Raw genomic sequence first — 16535 nt, forward strand, 5'->3', positions numbered from 1 at the left:
TGAAGCGCAGATCCAAGCTGCTTGCTAAGTTTGGTTATATGTCTTGCTAATGAGTTACTTATTATTACTTAAAAGCTGGAGGAGATTATACATGATGACAGTTAAACAGGACGTACACGTATTGAAGAATTACATTAACGGTGAATGGGTCGAAACTTCCGGAACAGATATGCTCGAAATCCGTAACCCCGCCAACACGGATGAAATCGTCGTAAAAGTTCAGCAGTCCAATGAAAGAGACGCACAGGCAGCAATTGAAGCGGCTGCAAACGCATTCCCAGAATGGAGCAAAACATCTTCACCAGTAAGAGGCGAGTATCTGTACAAAATTGCAGCACTAATGGAAGAAGAAGCGGATGAAATTGCCAAAGTCATCGTACAAGAAGAAGGCAAAACGTACGCAGACGCATTTAAAGAAGTGAACTATGCTGCAGGAATTGTGAAATTCTACGCAGGCGAAGGACGCCGCATGACAGGCAGAATAATTGAATCTGATGTGCCGGGTGTTCAAATTGAACTGCATAAAGAAGCACTCGGTGTAGTACTCGTTGTCACACCTTGGAATTTCCCGCTGTCTATTCCAGCATGGAAGATTGCACCGGCAATCCTTAGCGGAAATACAGTTGTATTAAAAGCTTCTTCTGAAACGCCGTTGACTGCTCAGAAATTAGTTGAGATCGTGGAAAGAGCGGGAGTGCCTGCAGGTGTTGTGAATCAACTTGTCGGACCTGGACGTTTAGTAACGGATATGATTAATCACCCGGCTGTAAAAGCCATCACATTCACAGGATCCAACCGTGTAGGGAACTTAATCTATCAAGAAGCAGCAAAAGATATGAAGCGTGTCCTGTTGGAAATGGGCGGGAAAAACCCATTGCTCGTCATGGAGGATGCAGATGTTGATGCAGCAGTCCAATTGGCAGTAGCTGGCGGTTACGGTCAGACAGGCCAGGCATGTACAGCAACGAGCCGTGTGCTTGTTCATAAGGATATCCGTCAAGAATTCACGGATAAGCTTGTCGCAGCATCGAAGAAGATTAAAATCGGCAACGGCATGGATGAAGGCGTTACGATGGGGCCTCATGTGAGTGAAGGTGAGCGCAAGTCTACGCTTGATTTGATTCAGAAAGCGAAAGACGAAGGTGGCGAAATCCTGACGGGCGGAGGAATTCCGGAATTTGAAGGCTCTGATAAAGGGTACTTTGTTGAACCGACAGTAATTGGCGGAGTGAAGTCGGAGATGACGATCGCACAGGAAGAAGTATTCGGTCCGGTCATCAGCATTATCGAAATTGAGTCGATCGATGAAGCAATCGAAGTGGCGAACGATGTGGCATTCGGTTTATCTGCTGCAATCTGTACAAAGAATCTGACGTACATGAACCGTGCGCTAAGTGAAATCCAGGCAGGTATCGTCAAAGTGAATATGACAACGACAGGAACGTTCTTCCAAGCACCGTTCGGAGGCTATAAGGCATCGAGCACAGGCACATATAAAGAGCTGGGCAGCGAAGCAGTCGAGTTTTATTGCCAGAATAAAACTCGCTATATCAACAGCAACTGAGAGGCAATAAGCGAGTAGAGGAAGGGAGACAGCCTTCCTTTCCTCTACTCTTATTATGCTATACTAATCCACGACTAATTGAGTGTAATTACTCATTATAGTAGGGAGCCAATTACATTGAAAAAAACACCAGAAGTATCATCCACTGTCGTACGCGCCATATCCGTTATTAACTACTTAAATGAAGTGTCCGGACCTCAGGGCGTCAGCGATATCAGCAAAGGACTTGGACTTTCAACTACGATTGTCCACAGGCTGCTGACCACACTTAAACTAGAAGGAATGGTATTCCAAGATCCCCGCTCTAAACTTTACACATTAGGCACCGTTTTTTTGGACTATGCCAATAAAATCCTTACAGAAATGCCGATCGCGCCGGTCATTGAACCGTGGTTGATGTCACTGCGGAACGATACAGGGGAAACAGTCGGCTTCTATATGCCGACAGGCCAGATGCGAATCTGTGTACTCGAGTATGAAAGCCAGCAAGAAATCAGACGCTCAGTCGGGATCGGCAAGCGGCTACCTATTCATGCCGGAGCAAGCGGACGGGCGATTCTTGCATTTCAATCGGCTGAATTGCAAGAACGGATTCTTGCAACACTGCCACCTGAAGAAAGAACGGATTTGGAACACAATCTAGAAGAAACTAGAGCGCAAGGCTACGCTACCAATGAAGAAGAAATCACTTCAAATGTTGCAGCGCTGTCTGCACCTGTATTCGATCAAAAAAATCGTGTAATGGGTTCATTATCTATCTCGGGACCGCTTTTTAGATGGAACCGTAAAACAATGGAACCATATATAGAAACATTGCTGGATGCGACAAAAGAAATTACGCAATCATTATAATGAGAGTAAGGTGACATAAATGAAACCAGAAGATAAATTGAAAGAATTAGGTTTGGAACTTCCTGAGAAGCGGACAAAAGGGGGGAATTACATATCTTGCGTGCGAACAGGAAACTTATTGTTTTTATCAGGCTCTCTCTCGTATGATGTGATCGGTAAAGTTGGCGATACATTGACGATTGAAGAAGGGTATGCAGCGTCAAGACAGGCAATTTTATTCGCGCTGTCTACTATTAAAGAGGAAGTAGGCGAACTTTCTAAGGTGAAAAAGTTCGTCAAACTGCTCGGTATGATCAATACGGCATTTGATTTCACAGGCCAAGCCAAAGTCATGAACGGTGCTTCCGATTTATTAGTAGAAGTCTTTGGAGAAGATGTGGGAACTCACGCACGGACTGCTGTCGGTATGATGCTGCCACGCGGCGCGGCGGTAGAGATTGATGTCATTGTGGAAGTGGAGTAAGACTTCCGCTTCGTAGGAAAAGTAAGCGTTTACAAATGGCTTATTAGGAGGTTAGACATTGAATAAATATGAATCGAAAACGGACCGCCCCGTATTGCTAATCAGTGGAGGGATACTCGTAGCATTTGTTATCGCTTCCTTTATCAATTTAGATTTTGTTTCGAATCTGGTTAATCAATCCTTTGCTTTCTCTGTAAAATATTTCGGGGCTTTTTGGCAAATACTATTGCTTGGGACGTTTCTAATTGCTTTATTTCTGGCATTCTCAAAATACGGCAAGATCCGGCTGGGCGCTGTTGAGAAGCCGGAAGTCGGCTACTTTAAATGGCTTGCCATGATCATGACGACATTGCTTGCGGGGGGTGGTGTGTTTTGGGCTGCTGCGGAGCCTATGTATCATTTCTTGGACCGCCCACCTTTATTCACGGGGGTAGAGTCAGCAACAGAGAGCGCAGTTATTCCTGCGTTCGCCCAGTCTTATCTGCATTGGGGCTTTCTCGCATGGTCAATTCTCGGGACATTAGGAACGATCGTTTTGATGTATGCGCATTACCAAAAAGGAATGCCGCTGAAACCTCGTACATTGCTTTATCCGTTGCTTGGAGAAAAAATCATGCGAAAGAGTGCGTTTGGTACTTTTATTGATGCGTTCTCGGTTATAGCAGTAGCCGCGGGAACAATCGGCCCGATTGGTTTCCTTGGTTTGCAGGCAGCTTATGGAATGGAAGCGCTGTACGGTGTGCCAAACAATTTGATGACACAAATCGTTATTATCGTCTGTGTCGTTGTCGTGGCCATGATTTCCGCGGTGACAGGCTTGCGTAAAGGTATCCAATTCCTCAGTAATTTGAATGTCATCATCACGCTAATTTTGATGGTTGCCATTTTGTTGTTGGGTCCTGGCGGTTTTATTATAAATACCTTTATTTCGGCAAGCGGTATTCATATCCAGCAGTTTTTCGCCATGAGCACATTTCGTGGCGATTCAGCTTGGCTTGGTTCATGGACAATCTTTTTCTGGGGCTGGTTCTTAGGGTACGGTCCGATGATGGCAATCTTTATCGCAACGATCACGCGCGGCCGGACAATTCGTGAACTGGTGTTGGCTGTTTCCATTACTGCGCCTGTTGTCACTGCTTTTTGGTTTACCGTAGTAGGCGGTACAGGGGTCTTTTATGAGCTCGGTCAGCCAGGAGTGATTTCAGATGCATTGAATTCCGCTGGCATGCCGGCAGCGATGGTAGCCATTACACAACAGCTGCCGCTTAATTCATTAATTGCTCCATTATTTTTATTAGTGACGATTTTATTTGTCGTGACGACTGCAGATTCAATGGCTTATACGATTTCGGTCGCAATCACAGGTGATGGCCATCCGCCAAAAGTTATGCGTGTCTTTTGGGCGGTTATCATGGGCGCGGTGGCAGTTGTTCTACTGATGATCAGCGAAGGCGGTATCAATGCAATTCAATCCTTCATCGTAGTTACTGCAATTCCTGTTTCTTTACTGTTACTGCCGACATTCTGGGCAGCACCAAAAGCAGCAAAATTAATGTATGCGGAACAATTTGAACATGAAATCTCAGTTAGACAAGACACAATAACTGATAATAAAAAGTGCTTGCATACGACTGCAGCTACTATAGAAAAAAATAACTGAGAGCACTAAGTGTTACCTTGTCTTCACGGCAAGGTTTTTTTGTGAGAAAATAACTACTAATCTCTTTCTTTTAATGAAGTCTAAAGGTACATTGTGTAAATTGCTGAAGAACTCCAAGATGTTGTAGAACGATTCAAACTTTCATGAAGGCAGAGACGGTGAAAAACCGTCTCTTTTTATATGAATAAGATGGCGATAGTAGTGAAATTATTTGGTATATGATAGTATTAAAATTTTACTGGTTAATTGTATATAGTATTGAATTTTGAAATAGGAGAGATAGAAGACATGTTTGTTTTTTTAAAGAAGGATAGAAATGAGACTGAAGTACCAAGTGATTTTATTAATGTTCGGGGGATTAGGGGGGGCATTCAACTGAACGATCATCCTTCTGTGAAAAAACAATTGGCGATGATTCATCTGACGGAAGAAGATCTTGGATATCTTCTGCAAATACAGCATTATGTCAAACCGGCGATACCTATAATGGTGGATGCATTTTATCAAGCAATGGAAGCAGAACCTAACTTAGGCAAAATCATTACTGAATATAGCAGTATGGAACGTTTAAAAGGATCGCTTACGGAACACTTACAATCGATGTTCGATGGAGTGATTGACGATAACTATCTGCAACAGCGGAAAACCATTGCGAAAATACACGTCTATATAGGACTTGAGTCTAAATGGTATTTAGCTGCATTTGAAACGATTCAGGATGAATTCCTAACTTTCATTGAGCAGTCAAATATGGAAAAAGGTCTGCAATTCAAAATACTGCGTGCGTTTTTCCGCGTTCTGAATTTAGAACAGCAATTAGTGTTAGAAGCTTATGAAGATATAAATAAAGAAAAACAGCTGAAAGTGGAGCGAGCGAAAGCAAGTGTGAGAGAAAAGATTGGCGGTACAGCGCAGGAGCTGGCGGCGATTAGTGAGCAGACGAGTGCTTCCACAGAAGAACTTTCGGCAAAGTCTTCTGTGCTTGAACAAATGACGGCTGATAACTTATCCTTCATTACCGATACAGAACGCAGTTCATTTCAAAATAAAGAGCTAGTGGCTCAGCAGTCCAAGCAGTTTTCAGAGATGGTCGATCATATGAAAGAACTGATGAAGCGTATGGAAGATCTGTATTCTTCCACTGATCAAATCGGGGAAGTTGTCACACTGATTACTTCAATTGCAGATCAGACGAATCTACTGTCATTGAATGCAGCGATCGAGGCAGCTAGAGCGGGTCAGCATGGTAAAGGTTTTGCAGTAGTTGCAACAGAAGTACGTAATTTATCTGTCGAAACAAAAAAAGCAATTAGCAACGTAAGCGTTATGACAGAAAAAACGAATACAACTATACGTGATATGGCAAACTCCGTGAAGCAGATGGAACAGTTGATTCAGGAAAGTGCGAGCGGAAATGAGCAAGTCGCGAGTTCATATAATGAAATAGTCCAAGCTGTTTCGGGTATGAAAGAGCAAAGCGAGCACTCAAAGACTTCGATTGAAAATACAGTGAGAATTCTCCAGGAGATCAACGAAGCAGTAGAAACCATCGCTCACACGTCTGATGGTTTAATGCAGCTTTCTGAGAATTTATAGGATTACCGATAGAATAACTTGGGACAAGCTGTACAATACCTCATCTTTGGTGACGTATTGTACAGCTTTTTGTCATATTCTGTTATGCATCCTGCCTGTGATTTGATACACTGAAAAAATAACTAATAATGAGTTTGAAAGGTAGGTGCGTGTATGCAAGAAATTGCACTGATTAGCGTGGTTTCCATCTTGGCGCTCGGTATATTTTCACAATGGCTTGCGTGGAAAATCCAATGGCCTTCTATTTTTATCATGTCCATTGCCGGTCTGCTAATTGGTCCATTGTTAGGTCTCGTAAACCCCGAAGCTGCATTGGACGAGTTGTACAGTCCACTGATTTCACTGGCTGTTGCCATTATTTTATTTGAAGGCAGTTCAAATTTGGATGTCCGCGAAATTAAAGATATATCGAAGTCGGTCTTCCGGGTTGTCACGCTCGGTGCATTTCTGGCGTGGATTTTCGGTTCACTCACTGCACACTTCATCGCGGGACTGACGTGGGAAGTGTCATTCATTATCGGGGGACTGTTTGTTGTCACCGGACCGACCGTCATTATTCCGTTGCTGCGGAATGCTAAATTAAAAGCCCGAACCGCAGCGGTGTTGAAGTGGGAAGGCATCATCGTCGATCCTGCGGGCCCGCTGCTTGCACTCTTTGCCTACGAAGTCATTAAAGTATTGACGAACGAGCATTTATCCATGAATTACTTACTGAACTTCTTTGGTGGCGCGGCACTTGCTGTCGTACTTGGCGTGATAATGGGTTCGCTGATCAGCATTATGGCCAGCAGAGGACAGTTTCCTGAATACCTGAAATCGCCTGTCATACTAGCGTTTGTACTGCTATGCTTTACGATGGCGGAAGTCATTATGCATGAAACAGGGATGCTTGCCGTAACGGTCATGGGACTTGTGCTTGGACGTACGAAGCGCTACGTTTCATCGATCGGTAACGTCGGTCACTTTGTTGAAAACGTTTCGGTCATGTTGACTTCAACTGTCTTTATATTATTAACAGCATCACTGGCCCGCGAAACGATTGCGCAGATTTTCACGCTGCCGATCATCGGTTTCGTTATTGTCATGCTATTTGTTGTCAGACCTTTATCCATCTGGCTGTCCACTATCGGAACGGAACTGGTGTGGCGGGAGAAATTGCTGATTGGATGGATCGCCCCACGTGGAATCGTAGCTTTGACAGTTGCGGGTTACTTTGCCGCAACGCTCGCGGAGGATGGCTATGAAGAAGCTTCCTTACTTACTGCACTGACCTTTGCGCTTGTGTTCATCACTGTATGTGCGCATGGTTTCACCCTCGGCCCGCTTGCTAAAAAACTTAATTTAGCGAGCAATGAACCGCCGGGCGTGCTGATTGTAGGCGCGAGCAGCTTTTCCATCAGTTTAGCTGCACAACTTAAGGAAATGAATATTCCAGTGTTAATTGTCGATCCATCACAAGGCCGTCTGCGTCCCGCGATTGAAAAGGGAATTGACACATTCGAAGGGCAGATACTGTCAGAGCGGTCACGTTTCTCAATTGACTTAGCACCATATGATACCATTCTGTCAATGACAGGAGACGCTTCCTATAATGCGCTCATCACGCAATCGTTTGCGCCGGAATTCGGTTACAATAACACCTTCTCCTTGACTGCCGCGTCGAGTCATCAGATGAGCAAATCGGAGCTGCCCATTTCTCTTAAAGCGCACCTATTGTTTCAGGAAGATGCGACGTTCCCAGAATTAAACCGTAAAATCAATACAGATTATGAAATTGGATTATTCAGCTGGGAAGGCACGGATACCGATTTGGTATTTAAAGATATTCTACCGGAAACAGCTACCCCTTTATTCGTCAAGAAAAAGAATGATACGCTTGTATTTTCGACATTACAAAAGAAAATTTCATTGGATTCCGGTGATCAACTGGTCGTCCTGAAATTGAAGTCGGGTGTGCCTGCAAATGTCTAAATATAGAATACCGCTGACACGATTAGGAGTTGTTAGCGGTATTTTTTTGCGTTAAGTCTGTTAGTTCTTCACTGTTTTTTAGTAAGTCGATAAACACCTGCAGTGCTTTTGTTTGAAAAGGGGAATTGGTGACGATGGAAAAATGGCGTTTGAATGGAGTGCCTTTGACAGACAATGTCTGCAGTTCATGATGCTGCAGTTCTTTTTGAATCGCCCACTGTGAAAGCAGACTGATACCAAGCCCGGCTTCCACGCATTCTTTGATAGGTTGTGTACTGCTGAACTGCATGATACGGGATGGCCAAAACCCTGATTGATTAAAGAATTTCTCGGCAGCTTCACGAGTGCCGGAACCTTCTTCACGAAGGAGCCACAGATCATTTGCCAGTTCGTCAAGGGAAATTCGTCTATCTTGACTGACAAGCGGATGATTGGGAGGCACGACGATATACATCGCATCTTCGGCAAAGATTTCATTTTGCAGCGGCACAGCTTCTTTAAAATGACCTTCAATTAATCCGATATCAAGCTGATGGCTAATGACGAGTTCTGCAATTTCTGCCGTGTTGCCAATTGTAACTTTCGGCTCGACCGAAGGATAGTCTTCTGCGAGTTTGGACAGGATATGCGGTAGAACATATTCACCGAATGTATAGCTCGCACCGATTGCCAGTGGTCCGCTCGCTTTATTCGCCAGATCATCGACCAAGTTCTGCATTTTCGAATAAAGGCCGACAATTTCTTTGGCATGATGGTAGACGATTTCGCCTGCTTGGTTGAGTCGTACATATTTATTCGTGCGTTCGAGCAGCCGGACGCCAATCGTTTCCTCGAATGAACGGATATATTGACTGACTGCAGGCTGTGTCATATGAAGCTCTTCCGCAGCTCTCGAGAAGTTTTTGCGTTCGGCTACTGCGATGAAGACTTGTAGTTGCTGATCGATAGGAACGCACCCCTTTATATGTATGGCTTTTACTTATCATCCCTATTATAAATAGTTATTTTTCTTATAGCCAGTATTTCCTTATACTGAAAACAGGAGGTGTTGTCATCATGACTTCTAAAAATGTGGCTCCAACACAGCAAACACCAAAACAGCCGTCTAAATGGATGTCTTGGATTGGTGGAATCGCTTTTACATTTCTTATTGCATTTTTAGGATTTTTATTAGCAAAAGTACCTGGTTTTGACCATATCGGGCAGTTGGCATGTGCCATCATTATTGCGGTCGCGTACCGGCATTTTTTTGGTTATCCAGAAGCAATCAGAAGCGGAATCGCATTTTCATCCAAGCGCCTGCTTCGAACGGCTATTATTTTATACGGTTTAAAATTGAATATCGATACCGTGTTGAGTGATGGGCTGGGTCTATTGGCTAGAGACGCGGGTGTCGTTATTTTCGCCATCTTCATGACGATCTGGCTCGCAAAAGTATTTAAAGCAGATAAAGACATTTCCTTATTGCTTGGCGTGGGAACGGGAATTTGCGGCGCGGCGGCAATCGCAGCAGTTGCGCCGATTGTTAAAGCAAAAGAGGAAGATACGGCAATCGGTGTCGGCATTATTGCGCTGATGGGTACTATCTTCGCGATTGGCTATACCATTTTACGACCGATATTGCCGCTGGATTCCATTCAATACGGTATGTGGGCGGGTATCAGTCTGCATGAAGTGGCGCATGTTGCGCTGGCAGGAGCACCGGCTGGAGAAGACGGGCTGGCTATCGCGTTGCTAGCGAAACTTGGACGGGTATTCCTATTAGTGCCGGTATGTTTCATCTTTATCTATTTGATGAAACGGAAGAGTAAGGGAACCGAAGAAACGGATGCGAAAATAGAGTTCCCATGGTTCTTAGTAGGCTTTATTATGTTAAGTGTGCTTGGAAGTTACGTTTTCGGCCATTCTATTCCGGTTTCAGACAATGTGATGGAGGGTGTTTTCACATTGACTACATGGTTGTTAACCGCAGCGATGGTCGGATTAGGTCTGAATGTCAGCCTCCGCGATGTGCGTGATCGTGCAATGCGCCCGCTGGCTGCGATGACAGTTACATCTATTTTGCTGTCAGTTATTGTGTATTTTATTGTGTAATGAATAAGAATACCGTTTCCCTGCGTTGCAGGCGGATGCGTTCCGGAGGCCCCTCGGTGAGCCGAGCGAACAGCGAAGGATTCGATGTGCCTTAATTTCTGTGTCTCTCAGAAATTAAGGCACTTTGACGGGGCGTAATTAGGTTGCCTTCCACTCCGGTACACTGGATTGTTTTTCAGTATTTATTAAATTTTATAGTTGACTTTTATTAGTCCACCCCCTAAACTACTATTATTGGTTTAGGGGGTGGACTATTTTGAAAGAGCAGCTTCAAGAAGCAGTGGAATTATTTGAGGAAGTTATTATTTACGGTACAGAGCATGTCGTCAAGAACCTTGACGTACCTATATGGAAAGAGTATTCGCCGGAGCAAATACAAGTCCTGAAGATTCTATCAACCTATGGGGATCTATCCAGCGGCAAGCTTGCGGAAATACAAGGTGTACATAAAAGTGCGATTTCTACAAGGCTGAAAAAATTGGTCGAGAAGGAACTGGTTCAATCGGAGAAAGATCCGAATGACCAGCGCAGCAATCGTATTTCATTGACGGCAAAAGGAAAAGAAGTGCTGTCAATTTCAAATGAAGCGGTCTATGAAAATGTTGAAAAGATTTTCAAAGACCGTATTGATGAGCAGGAACTAGAACAATTTATCGAGACATTCCGTAAGCTCAAAACGATTTTATTAATGAAGGAGATGTAACGTTTGAAAACCGTCTTAAAATTGAAATGGCCGATTGCGATTGGTCTCGTCCTATTAACAGTTGTCCTATTCCTGCTTGCTCCAGATCTGGCGAAGCAGGCAGAGGATGCCGGATCGTTCCAGCTTCTGGATTCGGCAGACTCACAGAAAGCGGCGGAAATGCTGGAGAAAGCAGGAGAAGCGGAAGAGACGATCTCGCTCGTGTATCCACTTGAAAAGGCGGCAGATAAAGCGAAGAAGAAAGAAATCTCCGCCACTGCCAAAGAAATTAAAGAACTCAGCAAGATCGTAACGGATGTACTCGATCCGTTTGAAAGTGAAGAGTTAGAAACTCAGCTTGTGTCTGAAGATAAGAAGACAGTCTTGCTGCCGATTACTGTCGACGGAACACAAGAAGAAATTATACAACTGGCAAAGCAAATCAAAGAAGAAATATTGCCTACAGGTGAAAAAATCTACCTGACTGGCGAAGCAATCATTAATGATGACGTCAATGAAAGTGCGCAAGAGGGATTGAAAAAGACAGAAGTCATCACAGTCGTCTTGATCTTCGCTTTATTGTTGATCGTATTCCGTTCGATTGTTACACCGTTCGTTCCGTTAGTGGCGGTTGGGATTACGTATTTGCTCAGCCAGTCACTCGTAGCATTCTTCATAGACTGGTTCGGGTTCCCGGTATCCAACTATACGCAGATATTCCTTGTGGCCATTTTATTCGGATTAGGTACGGATTACTGTATCTTGCTGTTAAGTCGTTATAAAGAAGAATTGCTTGAAGGACATGAAGTGGAAGAAGCGATTATCAATACGTATAAAACTGCCGGACGCACGCTGTTCATCAGTGCGCTTGCCGTTTTTATCGGATTCGCGGCTATAGGTTTTGCGGACTTCCCGATCTTCAAGTCGGCAGTGGCGGTAGCTGTGGGTATTGCGGTATTAATGGTCATTCTCTACACGATTGTACCGTTATTAATGGCGTTGTTAAAAGACAAATTGTTCTGGCCGTCTAAAGGGGCCGCATCTCATAAAGATAGTAAATTGTGGATTGCATTCAGTAAAGTTTCTGTTATGCGCCCGCTCGTTTCGATGCTGATTGTAGCTGTGATTACGATTCCGTTGTTATTGACGTATGACAATGACCTATCATTCAATACAGTGGATGAAATCGACAGTAGCAAGGATTCCGTAAAAGGATTGAACCTCATTTCCGACGCATTTGGCGAGGGAGATTCATTGCCGGTTCAAGTGTTGCTGAAGAAAGATTTGCCGATTGTTAAAGAAGGCGACGTGACGTATCTTGAAGCGATCGCACGTGATTTGGAAAAAGTGGAAGGTGTGAAGAGCGTCCGTACTGTGACACGTCCGACAGGTGAATTGCTTGAGGATCTTTATGTCGACCATCAAATTGCTTTGATGGCTGAAGGACTGAATGAAGCGACTGACGGACTGGATGAAATCAATAAAGGTCTCGTCGGTGTTCAGGGTGGTCTGAATCAAATCACCGGACAGCTGCCGGCAGGATCTGCAGGCGGCGATGGATTGCGCCAAGCTGCGAACGGTATTAAGCAGATCAACGGCCAACTGACACAAATTGCGGGTGGACTTCAACAGGGAATGCCTGCCGCACAAGCAGCTGGCGGACTGAACGCACTCAGTGCTGAATTAAGTAAAGTAGGTAACGGCATTGCAGGCGCAGCTTCACAAATCGACCAAAGCGGTTCGCAGATTGGCGCACTCAGCGGAGGTCTGAAGGAATTGTCCGGCGGAGTGAAAGCTGCTAATGAAGGTCTGAATGAAGTAGGTAAAGGCTTGAAAGAGTTGTCCGACATGCTGAATGATATGGGTGATACGAAAAGCGTACGCGATACGGGATTATTTATCCCTGCAGGCACGCTGGACAATAAAGAATTTAAACCAGTGATTGATCGTTATACATTTGACGATGAAACAGGGATTCTGATGGAAGTGATTCTAACAGAGAATCCGTATTCGCGTGATGCGATTTCTACGGTACATGATATTAAAGATACGGTAAAACGATCGGTAATCGATACGCCGTTTGAAGATGCGGAACTCGCATTCAACGGTATTTCAAGTATGAACTCAGATTTACATGATATTTCATCGGCTGATTTTACACGAACTGTAACAATCATGCTTGTTGGTTTATTCATCGTATTGTTCATCTTATTCCGTTCGGCTATCATGCCACTTTATATGATTGGTTCGCTGCTGTTGACATATTACACAGCCATTTCAATTACAGAGCTGATTTTCGTCAATGGGCTTGGCTATGACGGTATCAGCTGGGCGGTTCCATTCTTTGGTTTCATCATGCTGATTGCACTCGGGGTAGATTATTCGATCTTCCTGCTGGACCGGTTCCGCGAAGAGAGCATCAGTGGTCTGAAAGTGAAGGAAGCGCTGATGCGTTCAATGGCGAAGATGGGTACGGTCATTATTACAGCGGCAGTCATTTTGGCCGGTACGTTTGGGGCTATGATGCCTTCGGGTGTATTGAGTCTAGTGCAGATTGCGACAATTGTTATTTCGGGATTACTGCTGTACGGTTTGATTATCTTGCCGCTGTTGATTCCGGCGATTACGATTTCATTCGGCAAGGGTGTTTGGTGGCCGTTCAGAGGGTAACATCATTAATAAACAAGGCCGTCCGGAGAGATTCCCGGACGGCCTTATTGTTATGCTCTTTTCTTTGCAGCGGCTCTTTTTCGCGGAGCCGGTTTTTTCTGAGTTCTGTCCAGGGATGCCTGCAAAGCCGTCATCAAATCTGTGACATTTGAAGGGGCTGTCCGTTTTTCGCTTGCGGAAACGGTGTCGTTCCCAGATTTTTTTGCTTCGATGAGTTCCATTAAGGCGTTTCGGTAATCATCTGTGTATTTAGTGGGTTCAAAAGTCGTTGTCAGTTGATCTACCAGTAATAAAGCCGTATCCAGTTCTTTTTTTACGACCAGATCTTCGCCAGGGATATTCGGGACGTCCTGGATACTTCGAACTTCGTCAGGAAAGTGAATCGTTTCCATTAACAGCGAGTCTTGATAGACACGAACGACCGCCAACTGTTCTTTGGAACGGATGATAATTTTAGCGACTCCAATCTTGCCGGATTCTTGCAGCGCTTTTCTAAGGAGAGCGTAGGCTTTTCCTCCATTGGCATCAGGCGCTATAAAATAGCTTTTCTCAAAATAAATAGGATCAATTTCTTCCAACTTCACGAAGTCTACGATTTCCACTGCTTTATCTTCATTTTCTTTCTTTAGTTTTTCAAGATCATCTGCATCTAAAACGACAAATTTGTTTTTTGAGTATTCATAGGCTTTTACCAGTTCTTCACCATCTACTTCTTTATCGCAGATTGGACACACTTTTTTATAGTTAATAGGAGAGTTACATTCTTTGTGTAATTGACGCAGTTTGATGTCGTTATTATCTGTGGCAGCATGGAGTTTGATTGGGATATTTACCAGTCCAAAGCTGATGCTGCCTTTCCAGACGGTATGCATGGCGCGAACCTCCTTCAAAATAATTCTTTGAGGGTAGTATGGAAATTTACGTTCATCCTATACATATATCAAAAAGGAGTGAGCAACTTTGAAACCGATGTTACTGACGGAAATAACCGAATTACCCGAGGGCAGCGATTGGTTGTATGAAGTTAAATACGATGGATTTCGGTGTCTACTTCATTGGACGGAGACAGAAATTCTTATATATAGCCGGAATGAACGAATTCTGAATGATCGTTTTCCTGAAATCATGGAGTTTTGTGAATCCATTCGCGAAAACGTTTCTCCACATTTGCCTTTGCTTTTGGATGGAGAGATTGTTCATTTGCTGAATGATACAGAAGTGAATTTCGCATAGTACAAACGAGAGGACGAATGCGTAATTTAGAAGTCATTCAGCAGCATGTACAATCATTTCCTTGTAATTATATTGTGTTTGATTTACTGAAGCATGCAGGAAAAAAGTTGACGGAGAAAACATATGAACAGCGTAAAAAGGAGCTGAACAAGCTTTTTGCACAGCAGCGATTGCCTGTGGAAGTGAAATACAGGCATCCGGCTAAGATACAGGCGATCCTCGTGTTTGACGAGGCGGATGAATGTTGGGATCAGGTTTTATTGGCAGGCGGAGAAGGGGTGATTGCGAAAAAAAGAACGAGTAAATGGTTGGAAGGCAAGCGGACAGACCAATGGATGAAGTACAAAAATTGGCGAAGAATTCATGTGGTTCTTACTTCGTTTGATAAGCAGAATGGTTTTTTTACCGGTGCTGTATATCGAGAAGAGCAGTTGATGGAAGTGGTCACGTTTCGTCATGGTTTATCGGAGGAAGAAGAGGATACTCTTCAAAGCTTTTTTTATTCCAATGGAAAACGAACAGGCGAAAGTACTCAATGGGGAATGGAGCCTTCTATTTGTGTGGTGATCAAATGCATTGATTTTGATGGAAAGCATCTAAGAGAACCTCGTTTCGAGTCGTTTGCTTTTGATGTGCAACCTGTAGATTGTACTTGGCAGCGAATGTATCGTGAGCTCTATCAGTCTCCGCTGGAAAAAGTTGAAGTGACTCACCCGGAAAAATTGCTATGGAAGCACCCTGAAATCACAAAAAACGATTATGTAGTGTATCTCCAGCGGGCCGCGCCTTATCTACTTCCTTTTTTACGCGACCGGTTGCTGACGGTCATTCGTTTTCCGCATGGAACGGTATCAGATGAGCGTTTCTTTCAAAAGAACGCACCAGATTACACTCCGTCATTTGTACAGATAGTTCAGAACGACGAAATAGATTATATTGTGTGCAATAATATCGAAACGTTGCTGTGGCTGGGTAATCAGCTTGCGTTGGAATTTCATATCCCGTTCCAGACAGTCCAGACTGAGTACCCAACAGAAATTGTTTTTGATTTAGATCCGCCTTCTGTTGAATACTTTTCATTGGCAGTGGAAGCGGCAGTGCGGATGAAAGCAATATTTGATCAATTTCAATTACGTGCATTTGTCAAAACGTCGGGAAATAAGGGGCTCCAGCTATACATTCCATTACCGTACGATCAGTTCAGTTATGACGATACCCGTGTGTTTACAAAGTTTATTTGTGATTTTCTATGTGAACAAGAGCCTCAGTGGTTCACAACGGAGCGGATGAAGAAAAACAGAGGAAAGAAATTGTATTTAGATTATGTACAGCATCACGAAGGTAAAACGATAATCGCCCCTTATTCACCAAGAGGAAATCAAGACGCATTAGTTGCGACCCCGCTTCATTGGGATGAAGTCAATCAGTCATTAAAGCCAAGCCTGTTTTCAATCAACTCTGTTTTAGAACGATTAGAAACAACCGGTGATTTGTTCAGGAATTTTAGAGAGGAAGGAGAGCGGCAGCCATTTCGTGAGGTATTACAAAAATTAAAGGGGTTGATGTGAGCTACTCGCTTGGCTCATCACAGGTCCTTCGGAAAGCGTACTGTCTGAAGCGCAAATCCCAAAATGCTTAGTACACTGTCAAGGAAATATTTTAGTAAAGATCTATAGTAATTTATATATTGTTAAAAATCTGTCTTGATATAATTTTCAAACTATTATATACTGAATTCACGATTTATCTG

13 protein-coding genes are annotated in these 16535 nt (G+C 43.8%); 11 read left to right on the forward strand and 2 right to left on the reverse strand.

Annotated elements, in window-relative coordinates; all coding sequences use genetic code 11:
• Positions 1–91 precede the first annotated feature (91 nt).
• The 6 genes from Q1J64_RS04575 to Q1J64_RS04600 all read left to right on the forward strand — a co-directional run bounded on the left by Q1J64_RS04575 (position 92) and on the right by Q1J64_RS04600 (position 8106).
• Complete coding sequence (locus Q1J64_RS04575; protein ID WP_301107902.1) at positions 92–1564, forward strand: aldehyde dehydrogenase family protein; 1473 nt, start codon at positions 92–94, stop codon at positions 1562–1564.
• 117 nt (positions 1565–1681) lie between these two features.
• A complete protein-coding gene (locus Q1J64_RS04580; protein ID WP_301107903.1) occupies positions 1682–2416 on the forward strand; it encodes an IclR family transcriptional regulator in 735 nt (244 codons plus the stop codon).
• A gap of 19 nt (positions 2417–2435) precedes the next feature.
• A complete protein-coding gene (locus Q1J64_RS04585; RefSeq protein WP_301107904.1) occupies positions 2436–2879 on the forward strand; it encodes a RidA family protein in 444 nt (147 codons plus the stop codon).
• A 58-nt stretch (positions 2880–2937) separates the two neighbouring features.
• Positions 2938–4539, forward strand: coding sequence for a BCCT family transporter (locus tag Q1J64_RS04590; protein ID WP_301107905.1), 1602 nt, complete (start codon positions 2938–2940; stop codon positions 4537–4539).
• Between the two features lie 288 nt (positions 4540–4827).
• Positions 4828–6135 carry a globin-coupled sensor protein gene (locus Q1J64_RS04595; RefSeq protein ID WP_301107906.1) on the forward strand — a complete coding sequence of 436 codons (1308 nt, stop codon included), beginning with the start codon at positions 4828–4830 and terminating at the stop codon, positions 6133–6135.
• 153 nt (positions 6136–6288) lie between these two features.
• Positions 6289–8106 carry a cation:proton antiporter gene (locus tag Q1J64_RS04600; RefSeq protein WP_301107907.1) on the forward strand — a complete coding sequence of 606 codons (1818 nt, stop codon included), beginning with the start codon at positions 6289–6291 and terminating at the stop codon, positions 8104–8106.
• Positions 8107–8128: 22 nt separating this feature from the next.
• Here the strand turns inward: Q1J64_RS04600 and Q1J64_RS04605 are convergent, their stop codons facing one another.
• On the reverse strand, positions 8129–9052 hold the full coding sequence (locus Q1J64_RS04605) for a LysR family transcriptional regulator (RefSeq protein WP_301107931.1): 924 nt from the start codon (positions 9050–9052) through the stop codon (positions 8129–8131).
• Positions 9053–9219: 167 nt separating this feature from the next.
• Between Q1J64_RS04605 and Q1J64_RS04610 the strand changes: the two genes are divergently transcribed.
• From Q1J64_RS04610 to Q1J64_RS04620, 3 genes are all read left to right on the forward strand, one after another.
• Positions 9220–10200 (forward strand): YeiH family protein, encoded by a 981-nt coding sequence (locus Q1J64_RS04610; RefSeq protein WP_301107932.1) that lies wholly within the window; start codon positions 9220–9222, stop codon positions 10198–10200.
• Between the two features lie 256 nt (positions 10201–10456).
• Positions 10457–10903, forward strand: coding sequence for a MarR family winged helix-turn-helix transcriptional regulator (locus Q1J64_RS04615; protein WP_301107908.1), 447 nt, complete (start codon positions 10457–10459; stop codon positions 10901–10903).
• 3 nt (positions 10904–10906) lie between these two features.
• On the forward strand, positions 10907–13552 hold the full coding sequence (locus Q1J64_RS04620) for an MMPL family transporter (protein WP_301107909.1): 2646 nt from the start codon (positions 10907–10909) through the stop codon (positions 13550–13552).
• A 50-nt stretch (positions 13553–13602) separates the two neighbouring features.
• Here the strand turns inward: Q1J64_RS04620 and ku are convergent, their stop codons facing one another.
• A complete protein-coding gene (ku, locus tag Q1J64_RS04625) occupies positions 13603–14424 on the reverse strand; it encodes a non-homologous end joining protein Ku (protein WP_301107910.1) in 822 nt (273 codons plus the stop codon).
• A gap of 97 nt (positions 14425–14521) precedes the next feature.
• Between ku and Q1J64_RS16655 the strand changes: the two genes are divergently transcribed.
• Both Q1J64_RS16655 and ligD read left to right on the forward strand, forming a co-directional pair.
• Positions 14522–14785, forward strand: coding sequence for an ATP-dependent DNA ligase (locus Q1J64_RS16655; RefSeq protein ID WP_367183430.1), 264 nt, complete (start codon positions 14522–14524; stop codon positions 14783–14785).
• 17 nt (positions 14786–14802) lie between these two features.
• Positions 14803–16353, forward strand: coding sequence for a DNA ligase D (gene ligD / locus Q1J64_RS04630; RefSeq protein WP_367183429.1), 1551 nt, complete (start codon positions 14803–14805; stop codon positions 16351–16353).
• Positions 16354–16535 lie beyond the last annotated feature (182 nt).

This window comes from Sporosarcina sp. (assembly GCF_029257255.1).
GTDB lineage: Bacteria > Bacillota > Bacilli > Bacillales_A > Planococcaceae > Sporosarcina.

Bases quoted from the DNA above. Each gene is read 5' to 3' on its own strand.
- Q1J64_RS04575 (WP_301107902.1), top strand. From the start codon at position 92: ATGATGACAGTTAAACAGGACGTACACGTATTGAAGAATTACATTAAC.
- Q1J64_RS04585 (WP_301107904.1), top strand. From the start codon at position 2,436: ATGAAACCAGAAGATAAATTGAAAGAATTAGGTTTGGAACTTCCTGAG.
- Q1J64_RS04595 (WP_301107906.1), top strand. From the start codon at position 4,828: ATGTTTGTTTTTTTAAAGAAGGATAGAAATGAGACTGAAGTACCAAGT.
- Q1J64_RS04600 (WP_301107907.1), top strand. From the start codon at position 6,289: ATGCAAGAAATTGCACTGATTAGCGTGGTTTCCATCTTGGCGCTCGGT.
- Q1J64_RS04610 (WP_301107932.1), top strand. From the start codon at position 9,220: ATGTCTTGGATTGGTGGAATCGCTTTTACATTTCTTATTGCATTTTTA.
- ku (WP_301107910.1), bottom strand. From the start codon at position 14,424: ATGCATACCGTCTGGAAAGGCAGCATCAGCTTTGGACTGGTAAATATC.
- Q1J64_RS16655 (WP_367183430.1), top strand. From the start codon at position 14,522: ATGTTACTGACGGAAATAACCGAATTACCCGAGGGCAGCGATTGGTTG.
- ligD (WP_367183429.1), top strand. From the start codon at position 14,803: ATGCGTAATTTAGAAGTCATTCAGCAGCATGTACAATCATTTCCTTGT.